The 15051-nt window shown below is 45.5% G+C and carries 19 protein-coding genes and 1 pseudogene; 15 read left to right on the top strand and 5 right to left on the bottom strand.

Translation table 11 applies throughout. The features are described from left to right. Nucleotides 1–8: 8 nt before the first annotated feature. Together A9236_RS00650 and gpmA are read right to left on the bottom strand one after the other, a co-directional pair. A pseudogene (locus A9236_RS00650) lies at nucleotides 9–1443 on the bottom strand (S41 family peptidase). A 9-nt stretch (nucleotides 1444–1452) separates the two neighbouring features. Continuing rightward, the gene (gene gpmA / locus A9236_RS00655) at nucleotides 1453–2142 is read right to left on the bottom strand and encodes a 2,3-diphosphoglycerate-dependent phosphoglycerate mutase (RefSeq protein WP_071466235.1); all 690 of its coding nucleotides are present in this window, start codon (nucleotides 2140–2142) and stop codon (nucleotides 1453–1455) included. Between the two features lie 22 nt (nucleotides 2143–2164). Between gpmA and A9236_RS00660 the strand changes: the two genes are divergently transcribed. From A9236_RS00660 to A9236_RS00675, 4 genes are read left to right on the top strand one after another with little or no spacing between them, the layout of a single operon-like run. Beyond that, entirely contained in the window at nucleotides 2165–2578 is a 414-nt protein-coding gene (locus A9236_RS00660; RefSeq protein WP_071466234.1) for a rhodanese-like domain-containing protein, read from the top strand. Nucleotides 2579–2588: 10 nt separating this feature from the next. Next, nucleotides 2589–2843 (top strand): glutaredoxin 3, encoded by a 255-nt coding sequence (grxC, locus tag A9236_RS00665; protein ID WP_071466233.1) that lies wholly within the window; start codon nucleotides 2589–2591, stop codon nucleotides 2841–2843. A 29-nt stretch (nucleotides 2844–2872) separates the two neighbouring features. After that, nucleotides 2873–3397: a protein-export chaperone SecB gene (gene secB, locus A9236_RS00670; RefSeq protein ID WP_071466232.1), complete on the top strand. Its 525-nt coding sequence runs from the start codon at nucleotides 2873–2875 to the stop codon at nucleotides 3395–3397. 24 nt (nucleotides 3398–3421) lie between these two features. Continuing rightward, nucleotides 3422–4444: an NAD(P)H-dependent glycerol-3-phosphate dehydrogenase gene (locus A9236_RS00675; protein WP_071466231.1), complete on the top strand. Its 1023-nt coding sequence runs from the start codon at nucleotides 3422–3424 to the stop codon at nucleotides 4442–4444. A 17-nt stretch (nucleotides 4445–4461) separates the two neighbouring features. Here A9236_RS00675 and trmL read toward each other — a convergent pair whose 3' ends face one another. Then, the gene (trmL, locus tag A9236_RS00680) at nucleotides 4462–4932 is read right to left on the bottom strand and encodes a tRNA (uridine(34)/cytosine(34)/5-carboxymethylaminomethyluridine(34)-2'-O)-methyltransferase TrmL (protein WP_071466230.1); all 471 of its coding nucleotides are present in this window, start codon (nucleotides 4930–4932) and stop codon (nucleotides 4462–4464) included. 14 nt (nucleotides 4933–4946) lie between these two features. Further along, nucleotides 4947–5690: a ComF family protein gene (locus A9236_RS00685; RefSeq protein WP_071466229.1), complete on the bottom strand. Its 744-nt coding sequence runs from the start codon at nucleotides 5688–5690 to the stop codon at nucleotides 4947–4949. A 23-nt stretch (nucleotides 5691–5713) separates the two neighbouring features. Here A9236_RS00685 and A9236_RS00690 point away from each other — a divergent pair, with 23 nt between their 5' ends. The 7 genes from A9236_RS00690 to A9236_RS00715 all read left to right on the top strand — a co-directional run bounded on the left by A9236_RS00690 (nucleotide 5714) and on the right by A9236_RS00715 (nucleotide 11314). Then, entirely contained in the window at nucleotides 5714–6514 is an 801-nt protein-coding gene (locus A9236_RS00690) for a methyltransferase domain-containing protein (protein ID WP_083393538.1), read from the top strand. Between the two features lie 180 nt (nucleotides 6515–6694). Further along, nucleotides 6695–7852, top strand: a complete 1158-nt coding sequence (gene coxB, locus A9236_RS00695; RefSeq protein ID WP_071466228.1) for a cytochrome c oxidase subunit II — start codon at nucleotides 6695–6697, stop codon at nucleotides 7850–7852. A gap of 40 nt (nucleotides 7853–7892) precedes the next feature. Beyond that, a complete protein-coding gene (gene ctaD, locus A9236_RS00700) occupies nucleotides 7893–9512 on the top strand; it encodes a cytochrome c oxidase subunit I (protein ID WP_071466227.1) in 1620 nt (539 codons plus the stop codon). Next, nucleotides 9496–9627 carry a cytochrome oxidase small assembly protein gene (locus tag A9236_RS11195; protein ID WP_236638644.1) on the top strand — a complete coding sequence of 44 codons (132 nt, stop codon included), beginning with the start codon at nucleotides 9496–9498 and terminating at the stop codon, nucleotides 9625–9627. The genes ctaD and A9236_RS11195 overlap by 17 nt, the downstream gene beginning before the upstream one ends. Nucleotides 9628–9642: 15 nt before the next feature. Further along, the gene (locus A9236_RS00705; protein ID WP_071466226.1) at nucleotides 9643–10233 is read left to right on the top strand and encodes a cytochrome c oxidase assembly protein; all 591 of its coding nucleotides are present in this window, start codon (nucleotides 9643–9645) and stop codon (nucleotides 10231–10233) included. 23 nt (nucleotides 10234–10256) lie between these two features. After that, the gene (locus tag A9236_RS00710; RefSeq protein WP_369821183.1) at nucleotides 10257–10430 is read left to right on the top strand and encodes a DUF2970 domain-containing protein; all 174 of its coding nucleotides are present in this window, start codon (nucleotides 10257–10259) and stop codon (nucleotides 10428–10430) included. Between the two features lie 29 nt (nucleotides 10431–10459). After that, nucleotides 10460–11314: a cytochrome c oxidase subunit 3 gene (locus A9236_RS00715; protein WP_071466224.1), complete on the top strand. Its 855-nt coding sequence runs from the start codon at nucleotides 10460–10462 to the stop codon at nucleotides 11312–11314. A gap of 67 nt (nucleotides 11315–11381) precedes the next feature. Here the strand turns inward: A9236_RS00715 and A9236_RS00720 are convergent, their stop codons facing one another. After that, nucleotides 11382–11594: a twin transmembrane helix small protein gene (locus tag A9236_RS00720; RefSeq protein ID WP_071466223.1), complete on the bottom strand. Its 213-nt coding sequence runs from the start codon at nucleotides 11592–11594 to the stop codon at nucleotides 11382–11384. A gap of 14 nt (nucleotides 11595–11608) precedes the next feature. Here A9236_RS00720 and A9236_RS00725 point away from each other — a divergent pair, with 14 nt between their 5' ends. Genes A9236_RS00725 through cyoE form a run of 4 tightly spaced genes read left to right on the top strand, consistent with a single transcriptional unit; the run spans nucleotide 11609 to nucleotide 15051 of the window. After that, complete coding sequence (locus A9236_RS00725) at nucleotides 11609–12409, top strand: SURF1 family protein (protein WP_236638645.1); 801 nt, start codon at nucleotides 11609–11611, stop codon at nucleotides 12407–12409. Beyond that, on the top strand, nucleotides 12402–13058 hold the full coding sequence (locus A9236_RS00730) for a hypothetical protein (RefSeq protein WP_083393537.1): 657 nt from the start codon (nucleotides 12402–12404) through the stop codon (nucleotides 13056–13058). The genes A9236_RS00725 and A9236_RS00730 overlap by 8 nt, the downstream gene beginning before the upstream one ends. Then, the gene (locus A9236_RS00735) at nucleotides 13058–14161 is read left to right on the top strand and encodes a heme A synthase (protein ID WP_071466221.1); all 1104 of its coding nucleotides are present in this window, start codon (nucleotides 13058–13060) and stop codon (nucleotides 14159–14161) included. Before A9236_RS00730 ends, A9236_RS00735 begins: the two co-directional genes overlap by 1 nt. Beyond that, the gene (gene cyoE / locus A9236_RS00740; RefSeq protein WP_071466220.1) at nucleotides 14158–15051 is read left to right on the top strand and encodes a heme o synthase; all 894 of its coding nucleotides are present in this window, start codon (nucleotides 14158–14160) and stop codon (nucleotides 15049–15051) included. Before A9236_RS00735 ends, cyoE begins: the two co-directional genes overlap by 4 nt.

The raw sequence follows: 15051 nt of genomic DNA on the forward strand, positions 1-15051 counted from the left end.
GAAAGAAATTACTCAAGCTTGGATGAAGAGCGCTTCACTGGCTGACCGTTAATAAAGGCAACGGCTTGAGAGAGCATGAAGTCATCAGCACTACCGAGTTCAGTAGGTTTTTTGTTTTTCTCCTTCTCTTTTTCCTCAGGAGTTTTCTTGGCATTCTTTTCTTCAATACGCTGCATCTCTTCAAGGCGGCGCTGTTCACGATCCTTAATCAGCTTATCTTCTGCTGATTGTTTATTGCGTAAGTGTTTTTCACTATCAATTTCACGAGTGATCAGCACATCATCTGGATCGCCATCTTTATTTTGATCTACAGGAATATCTGGCTTGATCCCGAATGCCTGAATCGATTTACCACTAGGTGTGTAGTAATAGGCTGTGGTGATCTTGAGCGCAGAGTCATTGGTTAATGGGCGTACTGTTTGTACAGAACCTTTGCCAAAAGTAGTTTTACCAATAATGGTTGCGCGTTTGTAATCTTGCAGGGCGCCTGCAACGATTTCTGAGGCAGATGCTGAGTAGGCATTAACTAAAACTACCATTGGTAATTTCTTGAAGATTTCTGGAACACCCGCTAGAGGATCGCCGGGCTCACTAAGACGATACATCTCTGGTGAGGCATTAAATACTTGTTGTGAGTCAGGAGCTTGACCCTTAGTCGACACAATGACAGCATCTGCCGGCAAGAAAGCGGCTGCAACGCCAACTGCACCTTGAAGCAATCCACCACCATTATTTCGCAGGTCAAGAATGATGCCTTTGAGTTTTGGATCTTGGTTGGCTAAATCAGTTAATTTTTTAGCTAAGTCAGGAACGGTGCGCTCCTGAAAGCTAGTAATTCGTACCCAGGCAATATCGTTATCCAAAACTTTGGCCTTAACAGATTGCACTTTGATTTCGGCGCGAGTGATTGTGACCGGGAAGCTGCGTTCTTCGCTCTTACGGTAAATAGTCAAAGTAATTTTAGGTGCCAGGGGTGCCACGCATTGTGCGCACTGCTTTATCAAGAGACATGCCCCGCACAGGCTTATCGTCAAGACGTGTAATTAAGTCACCAGCCTGAAGACCGGCGCGTGCAGCTGGACTATCTTCAATCGGATTCAGCACTTTGACGACACCGTCTTCTGAGGTGATTTCAATTCCAAGGCCGGCAAACTTTCCAGAAGTTTGCTCTTGCATCTCTGCAAAATCTTTCTTATCCAAGAAAGTAGAGTGTGGATCAAGGCTGCTCACCATGCCTTTGACAGCATCGGTTAAGAGTTGCTTGTCTTCAATCGGCTCTACATATTCACGCTTGATTTGAGCGAAGACGTTTGAGAGAGTGCGCAGTTCATCCAGGGGAAGTTGCGTGCCTTGTTGGGCGGTCGCTGAAAGCTGAATAGTGGCGGCTACACCAGCAATGAGGCCAATTGCAATCAGAGCAAAGTTCTTCAAAAATTGACGCATGTTTTTGTTTTAGTCCAAATAGAAATGTTGAATTGGTTTCAGGTTATCGTCTAGCTCGTATACAAGGGGGACGCCATTAGGAACATTGACTTCCATAATGGCTTCGTCGGACATTTGATCCAAATACTTAATTAAGGAGCGAATGCTATTTCCATGTGCTACTAGCAATACGCGTTTGTTTGCTTTGAGTGCAGGAGCGATAGATTCATTCCAAAGAGGAAGAACTCGTTCAACATTGTCCTTAAGGCATTCACCAAGGGGAATGTCAGCCGCGCTTAATTTTGCATAGCGTTTGTCATTTTGAGGATTGCGCTCATCATGGGTTTCCAACAGGGGTGGGCGCACATCATATGAGCGACGCCAAATGTGAACTTGTTCATCGCCATATTTGGTAGCGGTTTCCGCTTTATTTAGGCCGGTGAGCGCACCGTAATGACGTTCATTTAATCTCCAGCTATGAACAACCGGAATCCACATGAGATCCATGGCGTCTTGAACGTGCCAAAGGGTCTTAATAGCCCTTCGTAGAACGGAGGTATAGGCCACATCAAATTCATAGCCTGCTTTTCGAAGGCTTTCACCAGCTGCGAGCGCTTGTTCTGCACCTTTAGGGGTTAAGTCGACATCCGCCCAGCCAGTAAAGCGGTTTTCAAGGTTCCAGGCGGATTCGCCATGACGAATAAGGACAAGTTGTTTCATAGAGCCATTCTATAATCCGGTGATGAACTTTCTCACGCAAATTGATAATTTAGCGCTTATCGCCCTTTTGGTTGTTTCAGGCGTAGCGCTCTTCCTCCCCACATTATCTACGCTTATTAGCGGGAAGGGGCTGTCTCCTACCGAGGCAACTATCTGGATTAACCGCCGTAAAGCCCATGTATTGGACCTTCGCGCAGAAGATGCCTACAAGGCAGGCCATTTGCCAGGATCAAAGTTGGCTAGCGCAGCTGGGGTGGTCGCGGCAATTGAGGCTCTAAAGTTGGATCGTAAGCGCCCACTAGTGTTGGTATGCGATACCGGATCCCTTTCGCGCAAGGCCTTGGCTGATGTCAAAAAACTGGGCTTTGAAGAAGTTGGCGTTTTAGAGGGCGGAGTTCAGGCTTGGAGAGTCGCCGCTCTTCCATTGGTGAAGTAGGAGAAGTGAAATGCCTCAAGTAACAATGTACAGCACTCAAGTTTGTCCATACTGCGTAATGGCAGAGAAGTTGCTCCAGAAAAAAGGCGTCAATCACTTAGAAAAGATTTTGATTGATCGTGATCCAGCCCAGCGCGAAATCATGATGACAAGAACCGGTCGTCGCACCGTTCCGCAAATTTATATTGGTGAAACCCACGTTGGTGGCTACGATGATTTGGTTGCCTTGGACCGAGCTGGCAAGCTGGATCCTCTACTAGTTTGATAGATTAAAAACATAAAAGAAAGTTTGCAATGACTGAACAATCTTCTGCACCTAGCGCAGCAAATACTGAGTCCAAAGACCCTTCATTTCGCATTCAGCGTATTTACTTAAAGGACTTGTCCTTAGAGCAGCCTAATTCCCCTGAGATTTTTTTGGTAATAGCTGAGCCACAAGTCCAGATTGAGGTTGACGTTGCAGTTAAGCGTATTAGCGACGAACTCTTTGAGGTTGCCTTAAGCTCAACCATGACTGCGCGTGTAGAAGGAAAAGTACTTTTCTTGGTTGAGGCTAATCAAGCTGGTATTTTTGAATTTAACAATATTCCTGCTGAACAAGTTGATCCAATGTTAGGTATTACATGCCCAACTATTTTGTATCCATACTTGCGCTCAAATATGGCTGATGTCATTAGCCGTGCTGGCTTTCAGCCCATCCATTTAAATGAAATTAATTTTCATGGAATGTATGAGCACAGATTATTGCAAGCCCATAATACGGCCGGAAATAATGCCGATGATGCCGCAGATGAAAGCAAAATTATTCTTCCAAATTAAGCGCCATCAGCAAGGTCACATATTATGAAAGTGACCCTGCTTGGTGCTGGTGCCTGGGGGACAGCAATGGCCTCTCAAGCAGCACGTCAACTGCGTGAAGAAGATGTTTGTTTGTGGTCTCGCAGTCCGGAGCAACTGCAAGTTATTGGTAGTAGCGGTGAGAATCAAGCTTATCTGCCAGGCATCTCTTTGCCTAAAGGATTGCAGTTAGAGGCTGACTTTACTGCTGCAATTAAGAAATTACAGGCAGATGATCTTCTCGTGATTGCAACCCCAATGTCTGGGCTCTCAGAAACGATTGCTAATGTACTGAAGGTTGCTGATCAACCTCTCAATATTATCTGGTTATGCAAAGGCCTTGAGCCAACAACCGCTCTATTACCTCATCAAGTAGTTGAGCGCGAGGATAAGTTACATAGTCATGGTTTAAAACATGCTTATGGCGCTTTATCAGGCCCTAGTTTTGCGCATGAGGTTGGCGCAGGAATGCCGTGTGCATTGACTATTGCTAGCGCCTCACCGCACCTTTGCGAAATTGTTCAGGCTGCGTTTCATCATGGCAATATGCGCGTTTATTCAAATGATGATTTGATTGGTGTTGAATTAGGTGGTGCAGTTAAGAACGTTTTAGCGATTGCTGCAGGTATTGGTGATGGATTAAATTTAGGTTTAAATGCTCGCGCTGCAGTGTTAACACGCGGCCTTGCTGAAATGATGCGCCTAGTTAAAGCGGCAGGTGGTAAATCTGAAACGTGTATGGGTCTGACTGGTGCCGGTGATTTGATTCTGACGGCGACCGGAGATCTTTCTCGCAATCGACGTGTTGGTCTCGAATTGGCTGCAGGAAAGTCTCTAGATCAAATCTTAGCTAGCCTCGGCCATGTAGCAGAGGGTGTCTTATGCGCCGCCGCTGTGGGTGACCTCGCTAAGCGTTTGAATGTAGAAATGCCAATCACTGCAATGATGGGTGAGGTACTTGCAGGCAAGCTAACCCCCAAAGAGGGCTTAAAGAAGCTGATGGGGCGCGATCCAAAGATCGAAGCTTAAGAGCAAGACTTTAGCTTTTACTTGCCGCCAAGCAATCCATTCTGGCGCCAAGCTTCATAGACCACAATAGCCACGGTATTTGATAAGTTCAGACTTCGACTGTTGTCTTGCATGGCTAAGCGCATTTGATTTTCCTTTGGAATCGAGCTGCGCACTTCCTCTGTGATGCCTTTCGTTTCTGAGCCAAAAATAAAATAATCATTTGGCGTATATGTGCCTTCATGAAACTTACCACTACCCTTTGTAGTTAAGGCAAAAAGATGTTGTGCATCAGGCCGCTTATTTTTTAGAAACTCTGACCAATTAGCGTGGACTTGGATGCTTGCAAATTCGTGATAGTCCAATCCGGCGCGACGTAATTTAGCATCCTCCATTGGAAAGCCAAGAGGTTCAATGAGGTGTAGTTTTGCTCCCGTGTTTGCACACAAGCGAATGATGTTGCCTGTATTTGGGGGAATTTCTGGCTCAAATAAAACAATATTAAACATGCTGCATTTCCAACTTATTGAGGTGGCCTGGTTGTTCTAAGTAAGACCCAGTTAATGACGAGCGATACACCTGATTCTTTAAGAATACGCGCAATTTCATTGAGTGTCGCACCAGTCGTCATCACATCGTCGAACACAATAACTGTTTTATTCTTCATAAGGCCTATGTATCGGTCATCAATATAAAACATTTCTCTGACGGCATCTTGTCGTGCGGTGAGGGTGCTACCAACCTGATGTTCGGCATGATGATGGCGCTTTAAAAGCCGCGGGAGTTTTTGAATGGGGGCACAATCAATCCTTCTCGCTAATTCCCAGCTTTGATTAAAGCCGCGGGTATGTAACTTTTCTTGACTGAGTGGTACGGGGATCAGGTAGCCTACTTCATTGAAATCTAATGGATCGGCGATAACTTTATTCCAGGCTCTTGCAAGCCCATGCGCACATGCAATGCGCTTTTGGTATTTCAGTTGATGCAATGCGTCTTGCAAAATGCCATCGTATCGATCAAGACAATATGTCTTATCAAAAAATGGCTCGCTCTTGGTGCAATGATCGCAGCGTTTGCTGGGTAGCTCTGAACTGTGAAGTGGAATTCCGCATTGGAAACAGCATTCATAGTTAATGAGGCTATTCCAATGTAGGTTTTCCAGGCAAGCATGGCAAATCGTTTCTGTTTGAAACTGCTGGCAAGAAATGCAAGCAGTGGGTAAGATTTGCTCGCTAATAGACTGAACAATTTTCTCTAGAAATCGCATGGGGCGCTGAGTATACTGAGCCAATGACCCAGCCGATCAGATGGTTACAGGATGAAATTGCAACTCGTATGTTGCAAAAACTCGATATCGTCAAATTAATAGCTAAGGATGTTTTGGTAGTTCCCGATTTTCCTGGGGAGCATCTCGCAATTCTTGCAAAGCGTTTTCCTAATGCCTGCATTCATAGCGTTACCGAGGAGGGTGCATCCTGTTTTCAGATATGGCGTAGAAAAGCAATCGCTAATTGGCGTTCCATATTTCGCTCGGTTAAAACGAATACTTTGCAGGACTATTTGCAGACCGGTAGATTTAATCTTCCTGACAATTCAGTTGATTTGGTATTCAGTGTTCTCTTATTGCAAGATTTGGCAGATCCAAAGCATTTCTTGCAGGAGTGTCGGCGCGTCCTTCGTGAAGACGGTCTGATTGCATTTAGCTACTTGGGGCCTGATACGGGTAAAGAGCTACGTGACCTTCAAATTTCACCAATTCAGCTGAAAAATTTATTAAGCCCTTGGGATATGCACGATATGGGTGATGCCCTGGTAACAGAGCGTTTTTCAGATCCCGTGATGGATATGGAATATTTGACTCTGGATTATGAGAAGCCAGCGCTTTTAATGGCGGATATTCAGGCGCTGCAATTGGCAAATATCGCGACTACAAGCAACAATGAAATTACTAATTTGCCCCAAAAACTCACCTTAGAGGTGGTTTATGGCCATGCTTGGGCAATTGGAAAGCACCTTGCGAAGACCAAGGACCATGTTGCGTATATCGATCCAAATCAAATTGGACGCAAGACTAGGTCAGATCCTGCTTAAGTGTAAGTACTTACTATCATTTAAACCACGGCAAAGATTGGATGAGACTGCGTTATCCCAGTTTGTTGTTGTGCCTAATTAACCCTATAATCACCGCTGGATGTATTGGCTTGAGACCGCATTTTGGGCATTTTGTGGCGCTTTTTGCTGCTTTGCTCACGACAATAAACAGAGAATAAGATGAATTTATTTGGAAAAGTCACTAGGGCTTCGCTCTATTTAGTAGCAGCCTTCGGCACTGCTTTTGCACACGCAGCCGAGAATATGCCTGGCGGCCCAGCTGTAAATCAGCTGAATTTTGCTGCTCCTGCAACCAAAATCATGCAAGAAATCCACTGGTTGCATTGGATGATGTTGGGCATTTGCGCATTGATTTTTGTAGGCGTTTTTGGCGTAATGTTCTACTCAATTTTGAAGCACCGTAAATCACTTGGCCATAAATCAGCCTCATTCCATGAGAGCACTTTGGTTGAAATTGTTTGGACCGTAGTTCCATTGCTCATCGTGATCGGTATGGCATTGCCAGCAACTAAAACTGTTGTAGCAATGAAAGACACCACTAACTCTGACATCACTATTAAGACTACTGGTTATCAGTGGAAGTGGGGCTATGACTACATTAAAGGTGAGGGCGAAGGTATTAGCTTCTTATCTACACTCTCTACACCACGCACACAAGTAAATAATTTAGAGCCTAAGTCCCCGACTTACCTCATGGAAGTTGATAACGAACTCGTTGTGCCAGTTGGTAAAAAGATCCGTTTGATTACTACGGCAAATGACGTAATCCACTCTTGGACCATTCCAGCGTTTGGCGTAAAGCAAGATGCGATTCCGGGCTTTGTTCGTGATACTTGGTTTAAGGCTGAAAAGATTGGTACATTCCGCGGTCAGTGTTCTGAGTTGTGCGGTGCTGAGCACGCCTTCATGCCGATTGTTGTCAAAGTCGTTTCACAGGAGGATTACAGCGCCTGGGTTGCAGAGAAGAAGAAAGAAATGTCTGCATCCTCTGATGATCCTTCCAAGATTTATACCTTGGATGAGCAAAAAGAGCGCGGTGCAAAAGTCTATGCGGCGAACTGTGCGGCTTGCCACCAACCTAATGGTAAAGGTGCGGGTGCTTTCCCAGCGTTGGATGGCAGCAAAGTTGTGAATGGTCCTAAAGCAGGCCAGTTCAATATTTTGCTCAACGGTAAAAACGTAATGCCGAAATGGGGTGGGGTGCTTTCTGATGGCGATATCGCTGCAGTTATTACCTATACCCGTAATTCATGGGGTAATAAAACGGGCGAAGTGATTCAAACCCAAGAAATTATTACCGCACACGGCGGCCAGTAATCCATTAATTAATTTAGATAAAACGAAACCGGAGTAATCCATGAGCACAGTCTCTACTACCCACGATCACGCACACGACCATGCGCATGATGATCACACGCCACATGGTTGGCGTCGTTGGTTGTTCGCTACCAACCATAAAGACATCGGTACGATGTATTTGATGTTCTCGTTTATCAGCTTGTTAGCTGGTGGGACGATGGCGCTAGGAATTCGCTTGGAATTGTTCCAGCCTGGTTTGCAATTCTTCCGTCCTGAGTTTTTTAATCAGCTCACTACCATGCACGGTTTAGTGATGGTGTTCGGCGCGATCATGCCGGCTTTCGTTGGTTTTGCTAACTGGATGATTCCAGTGCAAATCGGCGCATCCGATATGGCATTTGCTCGTATGAATAACTTTAGCTTTTGGATTCTGCCAGTCGCTGCAACTTTGCTCTTGAGCTCATTCTTAGCTCCTGGTGGTGCACCAGCAGGTGGTTGGACTATTTATGCCCCACTCACTTCGCAAATGGGCCCTGGCTTAGACATGGCTATTTTCGCTCTTCATTTATTGGGTGCTTCATCCATCATGGGTTCGATCAATATCATCGTCACCATCTTGAATATGCGTGCTCCTGGCATGACGCTGATGAAGATGCCAATGTTCTGCTGGACTTGGTTGATCACTGCTTACTTGTTGATTGCGGTGATGCCTGTATTAGCCGGTGCAATCACTATGGTGTTGACTGATCGCCATTTCGGCACATCATTCTTTTCTGCAGTGGGCGGTGGTGACCCAGTGATGTTCCAGCACATTTTCTGGTTCTTTGGTCACCCAGAGGTTTACATCATGATTCTTCCAGCATTTGGAATCGTGAGTGAAATTGTTCCTGCCTTCTCCAGAAAAACCTTGTTTGGTTATAGCTCCATGGTTTATGCAACATCGTCTATCGCGATCTTGTCATTCATCGTTTGGGCTCACCACATGTTTGCAACTGGTATGCCGGTAACAGGCCAGTTGTTCTTTATGTACGCAACCATGTTGATCGCGGTTCCAACGGGTGTGAAAATTTTCAACTGGGTTGCAACAATGTGGAAAGGGTCTATGACCTTTGAAACACCAATGTTGTGGGCGGTCGGCTTTATTTTCGTATTTACGATGGGTGGCTTTACTGGCTTGATCTTGGCGATGGCGCCAATTGATATTGGCTTACAAGATACCTATTACGTTGTTGCTCACTTCCACTACGTGTTAGTAGCAGGTTCATTGTTTGCAATGTTTGCAGGCTTCTACTACTGGTGTCCTAAGTGGACGGGCCGTATGGCAAATGAAACTCGCGGCAAGATTCACTTCTGGACTTCCATGATTTTCTTTAACATCACCTTCTTCCCAATGCACTTCTTGGGTCTTGCAGGTATGCCACGTCGCTATGCTGACTACCCAACTCAGTTTGCTGACTTCAACATGATTGCTTCTATTGGCGCACTTGGTTTTGGTTTATCCCAGGTGTTCTTCTTGTTCTGCGTAGCATTGCCTGCATACCGTGGCCATGGTGAGAAAGCTCCGGCCAAGCCATGGGATGGCGCCAAAGGTTTAGAGTGGACTTTGCCTTCACCAGCCCCACACCATACTTTTGAAACTCCTCCAAATGCGGAGCAGTTGCGTGAAGCAGGAATTTAATACGCCCTCTAAAGATGCCCTAGCTGCGAATAATCGCCGCTTAGGGCTGATTCTTTTGAGCATTGCCGTAGTGTTCTTTATTGGCATTGTGATGAAGTGGAGCGTTTTGGGTTAATCCCGCCTTGCCAACATGACAGTTACTCATTCTGCTAACCGCCAAATTTTATTGAAGCTTTTGATTGCTTCAGTAATGATGTTTGGTTTTGGTTATGCATTGGTGCCGATGTACCAAGCCTTATGTAAGGCAACAGGCATTAATGTTGTGACCAGTAAGAATGATTACGGCGTGCGGGCTTTTAGTGCTAATAGAGTTGGTAATACTCAGGTTGATTACTCTCGTAAAGTAACCATTGAATTTGATTCCAATAGCCGTGGCCCGTTTACTTTTAAGCCAGTAAAAAACTTCTTGGAAGTGCATCCTGGTGAGATGACTGAGATTGTGTATGAAGTGACCAATAATTTGGATCGCTCAGTAGATGCTCAGGCGATTCCGAGTTATGCCCCGAAGAGTGCGACTGAGTTTTTTACGAAGTTAGAGTGTTTTTGTTTTCAACAGCAGACTCTGGCTGCTCATGAAATGAAAAAGATGCCGGTTGTTTTTGTCATTGATGCAGGTTTGCCGCAAGATGTGAAAACAATCACTTTGTCATATACCTTCTTTGAGTTAGGTGTTGGCGTTCCACCAGCTGGATCAACGACTCCTAAATCCAAAGGGGTGTGATGGAGAAAAAGAGAAGTTCTTTTATGCAGTCTATGAAAGCCGTGATGTGGGGTTTTTTAGGAGTGCGTAAGAAGTCTGGTTTGCAGGAAGATGTTGCTACATTAAGTTTCGTTCACATTATCATTGCGGGTGTTGTTGGTGCCTTGATTTTTATGGGTATCTTGCTCGTGATAGTGAAAGCAGTTGTATCCCATTGATTATTTTTTGATTGAATAGAGAGAATAAGATGTCATCCAATTCAACCCCTTACTATTTCGTCCCTGGACTATCTAGACATCCTGCCATGGCGGCCGCTGGCTTAATCGCCTTTGGCTACGGCATGACCGGCTGGGTCAACCATACTTCTTGGGGTGGATCTCTAGCGCTAGTTGGCGTGGCATGGATCCTGTTTGTTCTTTACAACTGGTTTGGCGATACGATTGCTGAATCTAACTCTGGCAAGAATGGTCTAAACGTTGACATTTCTTATCGTTGGTCGATGGCATGGTTCATCTTCTCTGAGATCATGTTCTTTGGTGCATTTTTTGCAGCTCTTTTCTATGCGCGCAATATTGCAATGCCTTGGATGGGCGACGTTGAGAGCAAATTGCTTTGGCCTGATTTCCAAGCAGTTTGGCCTAATGATGGTCCTGCTGGTTTGGTTGAGAAATTCACCACCATGGGTCCTTGGCCAATCCCAACACTCAATACCTTCTTATTGCTCAGTTCTGGTGTGACGATTACTTATGCTCACCATGCATTGGTTGAGAATCATATGAAGAAAGCCATCTACGGATTGGCTGCCACTGTTACCTTAGGCTTTATCTTCTTGTGCTTCCAGATGTTTGAGTACTACCATGCTTACCATGAGCTGAACCTCAAACTCACCTCGGGTATCTATGGCTCAACCTTCTTCATGTTGACGGGTTTCCACGGCTTCCACGTTTTCCTGGGCGGCACGATGTTGGCGATTGTTTTGCGTCGTATGATTCGCGGTGACTTTACTGCTGAGCATCACTTCGCCTTTGAGGGTGCGGCCTGGTACTGGCACTTCGTTGACGTTGTCTGGCTCGGTTTGTACATCGCTGTTTACTGGATGTAAGCAAGATAAAAAATCGGGGCTTTAAAGCCCCGATTCGTTTTTAGTTGTCTGTTCTTTGGATGAACTTTTAGTTAGTTCCAACCTTGATGCCGGTAGCTTCAATCAGACCAAAGTGATAGGCGACTAGGATGCCCATAAAGAGCACTAGAGACAGACCAATGCGTAGCATTAAAGAGCGGACCATTCTGGAGCTATTGCCCCGATCCTTCATCATGAAGTAGAGGGCCGAACCTAGGCTGGCAACAATCATCAGCAGAACAACCGGAATAATCCACTTCATTTCATATCCTTATCTTGAAATCTTCACATCATCTCTTTAGCACTCTCATAGCAAAGCGCGCAGTTGCTACTTTATCAGCCTTGCTTGTGATTGCGATTGGCTGTGGAGCTGGTGTTTGGCAGTTAAGAAGAGCTGAAACCAAAATTGCTCTAGCGGCTAATTTAGCTGCTAGACAACAAATGCCCATTTTGAGTGCCAATGCTGGCCCATGGACCTTAGAAGAGGCTGGCGAGCGTCGTATGACAGCACGTGGACGTTATATCCCCGAGGCGGCAATCTGGTTGGATAACCGTCCTAGACCGATTCCTGCTGGTGGGACTGGCAATGCCGCACAAGCAGGCTTTTTTGTGATGATGCCCTTCAGACTGGAGGGTGTGAATGAGGTGCTTTGGGTAAACCGAGGGTGGGCTCCACGAAATAATGAGAGTCGCGAATCTTTGCCTCCCATTGAGACGCCGACAGGCTTGATCAATATTGAGGGTTTAGTGTTCGCTCATCCTGGCAAAGTTTATGCATTGGGTTCAGAGGAGAGCGATATAGATCCGAATAAACCTCGGATTGCCCAAAACTTTGATTTAGAGCGGGAGGGACAGCTACATGGTTGGCCACAAGCCCCCTTTATTTTGCGTTTAGAGGAGATGGGGGTTGCTGATGGCCTACTGCGAGAGTGGGCGCCCCTGACAACGGGAGTCGATCGCCATTATGCTTATGCATTCCAGTGGTTTGCTTTAGCGTTTGCTGGTTTCTTATTTTGGTTAATCAGTGGTTTGCGCCAATATTGGCGAAGTAATGTAGCGAGGGGTCAAGGTGAGTAATAAAGAGTTATTAATACCAGCATCGCAGATGGATTCATCTGCAATCAATGCGCGAACTCGTCGTGGCCGTATACAAATGCTGCTCTTGCTACTGGCCTGTGCTGCCCCAGTACTCGCTTCCTACTTTGCTTATTACGTGATTAAGCCAGAGGGTGGGAAAACCAATTTCGGCACTTTAGTTCATCCTGCTCAAGCAGCAAACAATGCTTGGTTTGATGTTCCGCTACAAGGCAAATGGACCCTCTTGCTTGCTCGTCCTGCAGGCGAGTGCCAGGTTAAAGATCAGAAATGTATTGAAGCGCTATTTTTAATGCGTCAAGTGAAAGTTGCCGTTGGTAGAGAGAGTGGTCGAGTGCAATTGTTGTGGGTCAATATGGATGGAAAGCCAGTAGATCCAGAAGTTGCTAAGGCCTACGACGAACAGGTTGCTGGTATTAAGGTAGTTACACTGCCTACGAATCCAAAGTTGCGCGCAGAGTTTTTATCTTGGCTCAATCAAGAGAGTGCCGGAGAGCAAATTCAATTAGTGGATCCAAGCCCCGCAAAAATGATGCTTATTCCAGCGACCAATTCTCCAAAAGAGTTTGCTGCCATTAAAAAAGATTTAGAAAAGCTCTTGCGCCTTAACCACAAAGGCGAAAGTCTTTAATGTCTAGTTTTGTTTTATTCCTAGAATTGGCAGCAATTGCGATCGTTTTTGCAGGCTTGCCATTGGCATATTTGTGGACAAGACCCGCTTATAGTTTTTTCCAGAAGCTCAATTGGGTTTTAGTCTTTATGACATTCGACCTGATTGTATTTGGTGCCTTTACTCGCTTGACTGACTCTGGCCTGGGTTGTCCCGATTGGCCTGGTTGTTATGGTGTTTCTAATCCGTTTCATGCGCTTGGAGATATTCGCCAGGCCGAGAGTGCCTTACCTACGGGGCCTGTAACTGTCATGAAGGCATGGATTGAAATGATTCATCGCTATCTCGCAATGACAGTTGGTACGCTCATTGTGGTTCAAGTAGCGTTGGCATTTAGCAAGATAAAAGTGTTGGGTAAGTCCGTATTGTTTGGAAGTCTCGGACTCTTCTTCCTAGTTTGTTTACAGGGTGCATTTGGTGCTTGGACAGTAACCTTAAAATTGCAGCCGATTATTGTCACCACCCATTTGATCTTGGCTTTGGTTTTATTGGCTTGTTTAACCGCTTATGCTCAACAGACTTGGGAAGATCCATCTTCTACAGTCAGAGTAATGCGCATTCGTCCTTTGCCAGCAAGCTTAGTATTAATGGCCTTCATGACGCTGTTCATTCAAGTCTTTTTAGGTGCTTGGGTTAGTACAAATTATGCAGTGTTAGCGTGTCCTGATTTCCCGACGTGTCTTGGCGCAGCTTGGCCAGAAACCAATTGGGCTGAAGGCTTTACCTTATGGCGTCAATTGGGTCTTAATGCCCAGGGAGAGTTTATTTCTCCTGTGGCGCTACAAACCATTCATTGGGCGCATCGCCTCTTTGCGGTGTTGCTCATTCTGGTTCTAGGAACTCTAGGCTGGAAAGCATTTGAGGTGGCAACTCCTGCAATACCCGGCCTTAAACGCTTTGCCAGACTATTATTAAGTTTGCTTGCCTTGCAGCTTGTTACTGGCATATCGAATGTAGTCTTTCAGTGGCCTTTACTTGCGGCTCTATTACATACCGCAGGGTCAGCCGCTTTAGTATTCTGTTTGGTCAGATTAAGTTACTGGACTTCTTGGAAGTCATTATGAGCACATCAAAAACATCTACTCCTGCAGCGATGCCACGTTGGCGTCAGTACTGGGTCCTTACTAAACCAAGAGTGACGCAGCTCGCCGTTTTCTGTGCGGTAATTGGCATGTTCTTGGCCACGCCAGGGATGGTTCCTTATTCCATTCTCATTGGGGGAATTGTTGGGATTTGGTTATTGGCAGGTGCAGCCTTTGCTGTGAACTGTTTAATTGAGCAAGCTGTTGATGCCAAGATGAAACGCACTTCTTGGCGCCCCTCTGCAACAGGCGAAGTGACCCCAGTTCATATTATTGTTTTCTCTATCATTCTTGGTTCTTTGGGGATGATTGTTTTATGGAATTTTTGTAACCCACTGACAATGTGGCTCACGCTCGCTACTTTCGTTGGTTATGCGGTGATCTACACATGGCTACTCAAGCCTGCCACCCCCCAGAACATCGTTATTGGCGGTCTGTCAGGAGCGATGCCGCCAGCACTGGGTTGGGCTGCTGTGACCAATACGCTTTCTGCTGAAGCCTGGCTTTTGGTTTTGATTATTTTTGTTTGGACACCACCCCATTTTTGGGCTTTAGCCTTATACCGTCGCGATGATTATGTGCAATCCGGTTTGCCGATGCTGCCAGTAACCCATGGTGAACGCTTTACTCTGCTTAATATTTTGTTGTACACGCTCATTTTGATTGCAGCAACATTGTTGCCTTATATCTATGGCATGAGTGGTCTGGTTTATTTAGTATCAGCGATTATTCTGGGCTTGATATTCTTGGCATATGTAATTGCACTATTTGTTAACTATAGTGATGAATTAGCCAAGAAGACATTCCGCTTTTCTATTACCTATTTGTCATTGCTGTTTGCAGCGTTGCTCATAGATCATTACTTTCTTTGA

It is taken from the genome of Polynucleobacter sp. QLW-P1DATA-2 (genome assembly GCF_001870365.1).
GTDB lineage: Bacteria > Pseudomonadota > Gammaproteobacteria > Burkholderiales > Burkholderiaceae > Polynucleobacter.

Bases quoted from the DNA above. Each gene is read 5' to 3' on its own strand.
- gpmA (WP_071466235.1), bottom strand. From the start codon at position 2,142: ATGAAACAACTTGTCCTTATTCGTCATGGCGAATCCGCCTGGAACCTT.
- A9236_RS00660 (WP_071466234.1), top strand. From the start codon at position 2,165: ATGAACTTTCTCACGCAAATTGATAATTTAGCGCTTATCGCCCTTTTG.
- grxC (WP_071466233.1), top strand. From the start codon at position 2,589: ATGCCTCAAGTAACAATGTACAGCACTCAAGTTTGTCCATACTGCGTA.
- secB (WP_071466232.1), top strand. From the start codon at position 2,873: ATGACTGAACAATCTTCTGCACCTAGCGCAGCAAATACTGAGTCCAAA.
- A9236_RS00675 (WP_071466231.1), top strand. From the start codon at position 3,422: ATGAAAGTGACCCTGCTTGGTGCTGGTGCCTGGGGGACAGCAATGGCC.
- trmL (WP_071466230.1), bottom strand. From the start codon at position 4,932: ATGTTTAATATTGTTTTATTTGAGCCAGAAATTCCCCCAAATACAGGC.
- A9236_RS00685 (WP_071466229.1), bottom strand. From the start codon at position 5,690: ATGCGATTTCTAGAGAAAATTGTTCAGTCTATTAGCGAGCAAATCTTA.
- A9236_RS00690 (WP_083393538.1), top strand. From the start codon at position 5,714: ATGACCCAGCCGATCAGATGGTTACAGGATGAAATTGCAACTCGTATG.
- coxB (WP_071466228.1), top strand. From the start codon at position 6,695: ATGAATTTATTTGGAAAAGTCACTAGGGCTTCGCTCTATTTAGTAGCA.
- ctaD (WP_071466227.1), top strand. From the start codon at position 7,893: ATGAGCACAGTCTCTACTACCCACGATCACGCACACGACCATGCGCAT.
- A9236_RS00705 (WP_071466226.1), top strand. From the start codon at position 9,643: ATGACAGTTACTCATTCTGCTAACCGCCAAATTTTATTGAAGCTTTTG.
- A9236_RS00710 (WP_369821183.1), top strand. From the start codon at position 10,257: ATGCAGTCTATGAAAGCCGTGATGTGGGGTTTTTTAGGAGTGCGTAAG.
- A9236_RS00715 (WP_071466224.1), top strand. From the start codon at position 10,460: ATGTCATCCAATTCAACCCCTTACTATTTCGTCCCTGGACTATCTAGA.
- A9236_RS00720 (WP_071466223.1), bottom strand. From the start codon at position 11,594: ATGAAGTGGATTATTCCGGTTGTTCTGCTGATGATTGTTGCCAGCCTA.
- A9236_RS00735 (WP_071466221.1), top strand. From the start codon at position 13,058: ATGTCTAGTTTTGTTTTATTCCTAGAATTGGCAGCAATTGCGATCGTT.
- cyoE (WP_071466220.1), top strand. From the start codon at position 14,158: ATGAGCACATCAAAAACATCTACTCCTGCAGCGATGCCACGTTGGCGT.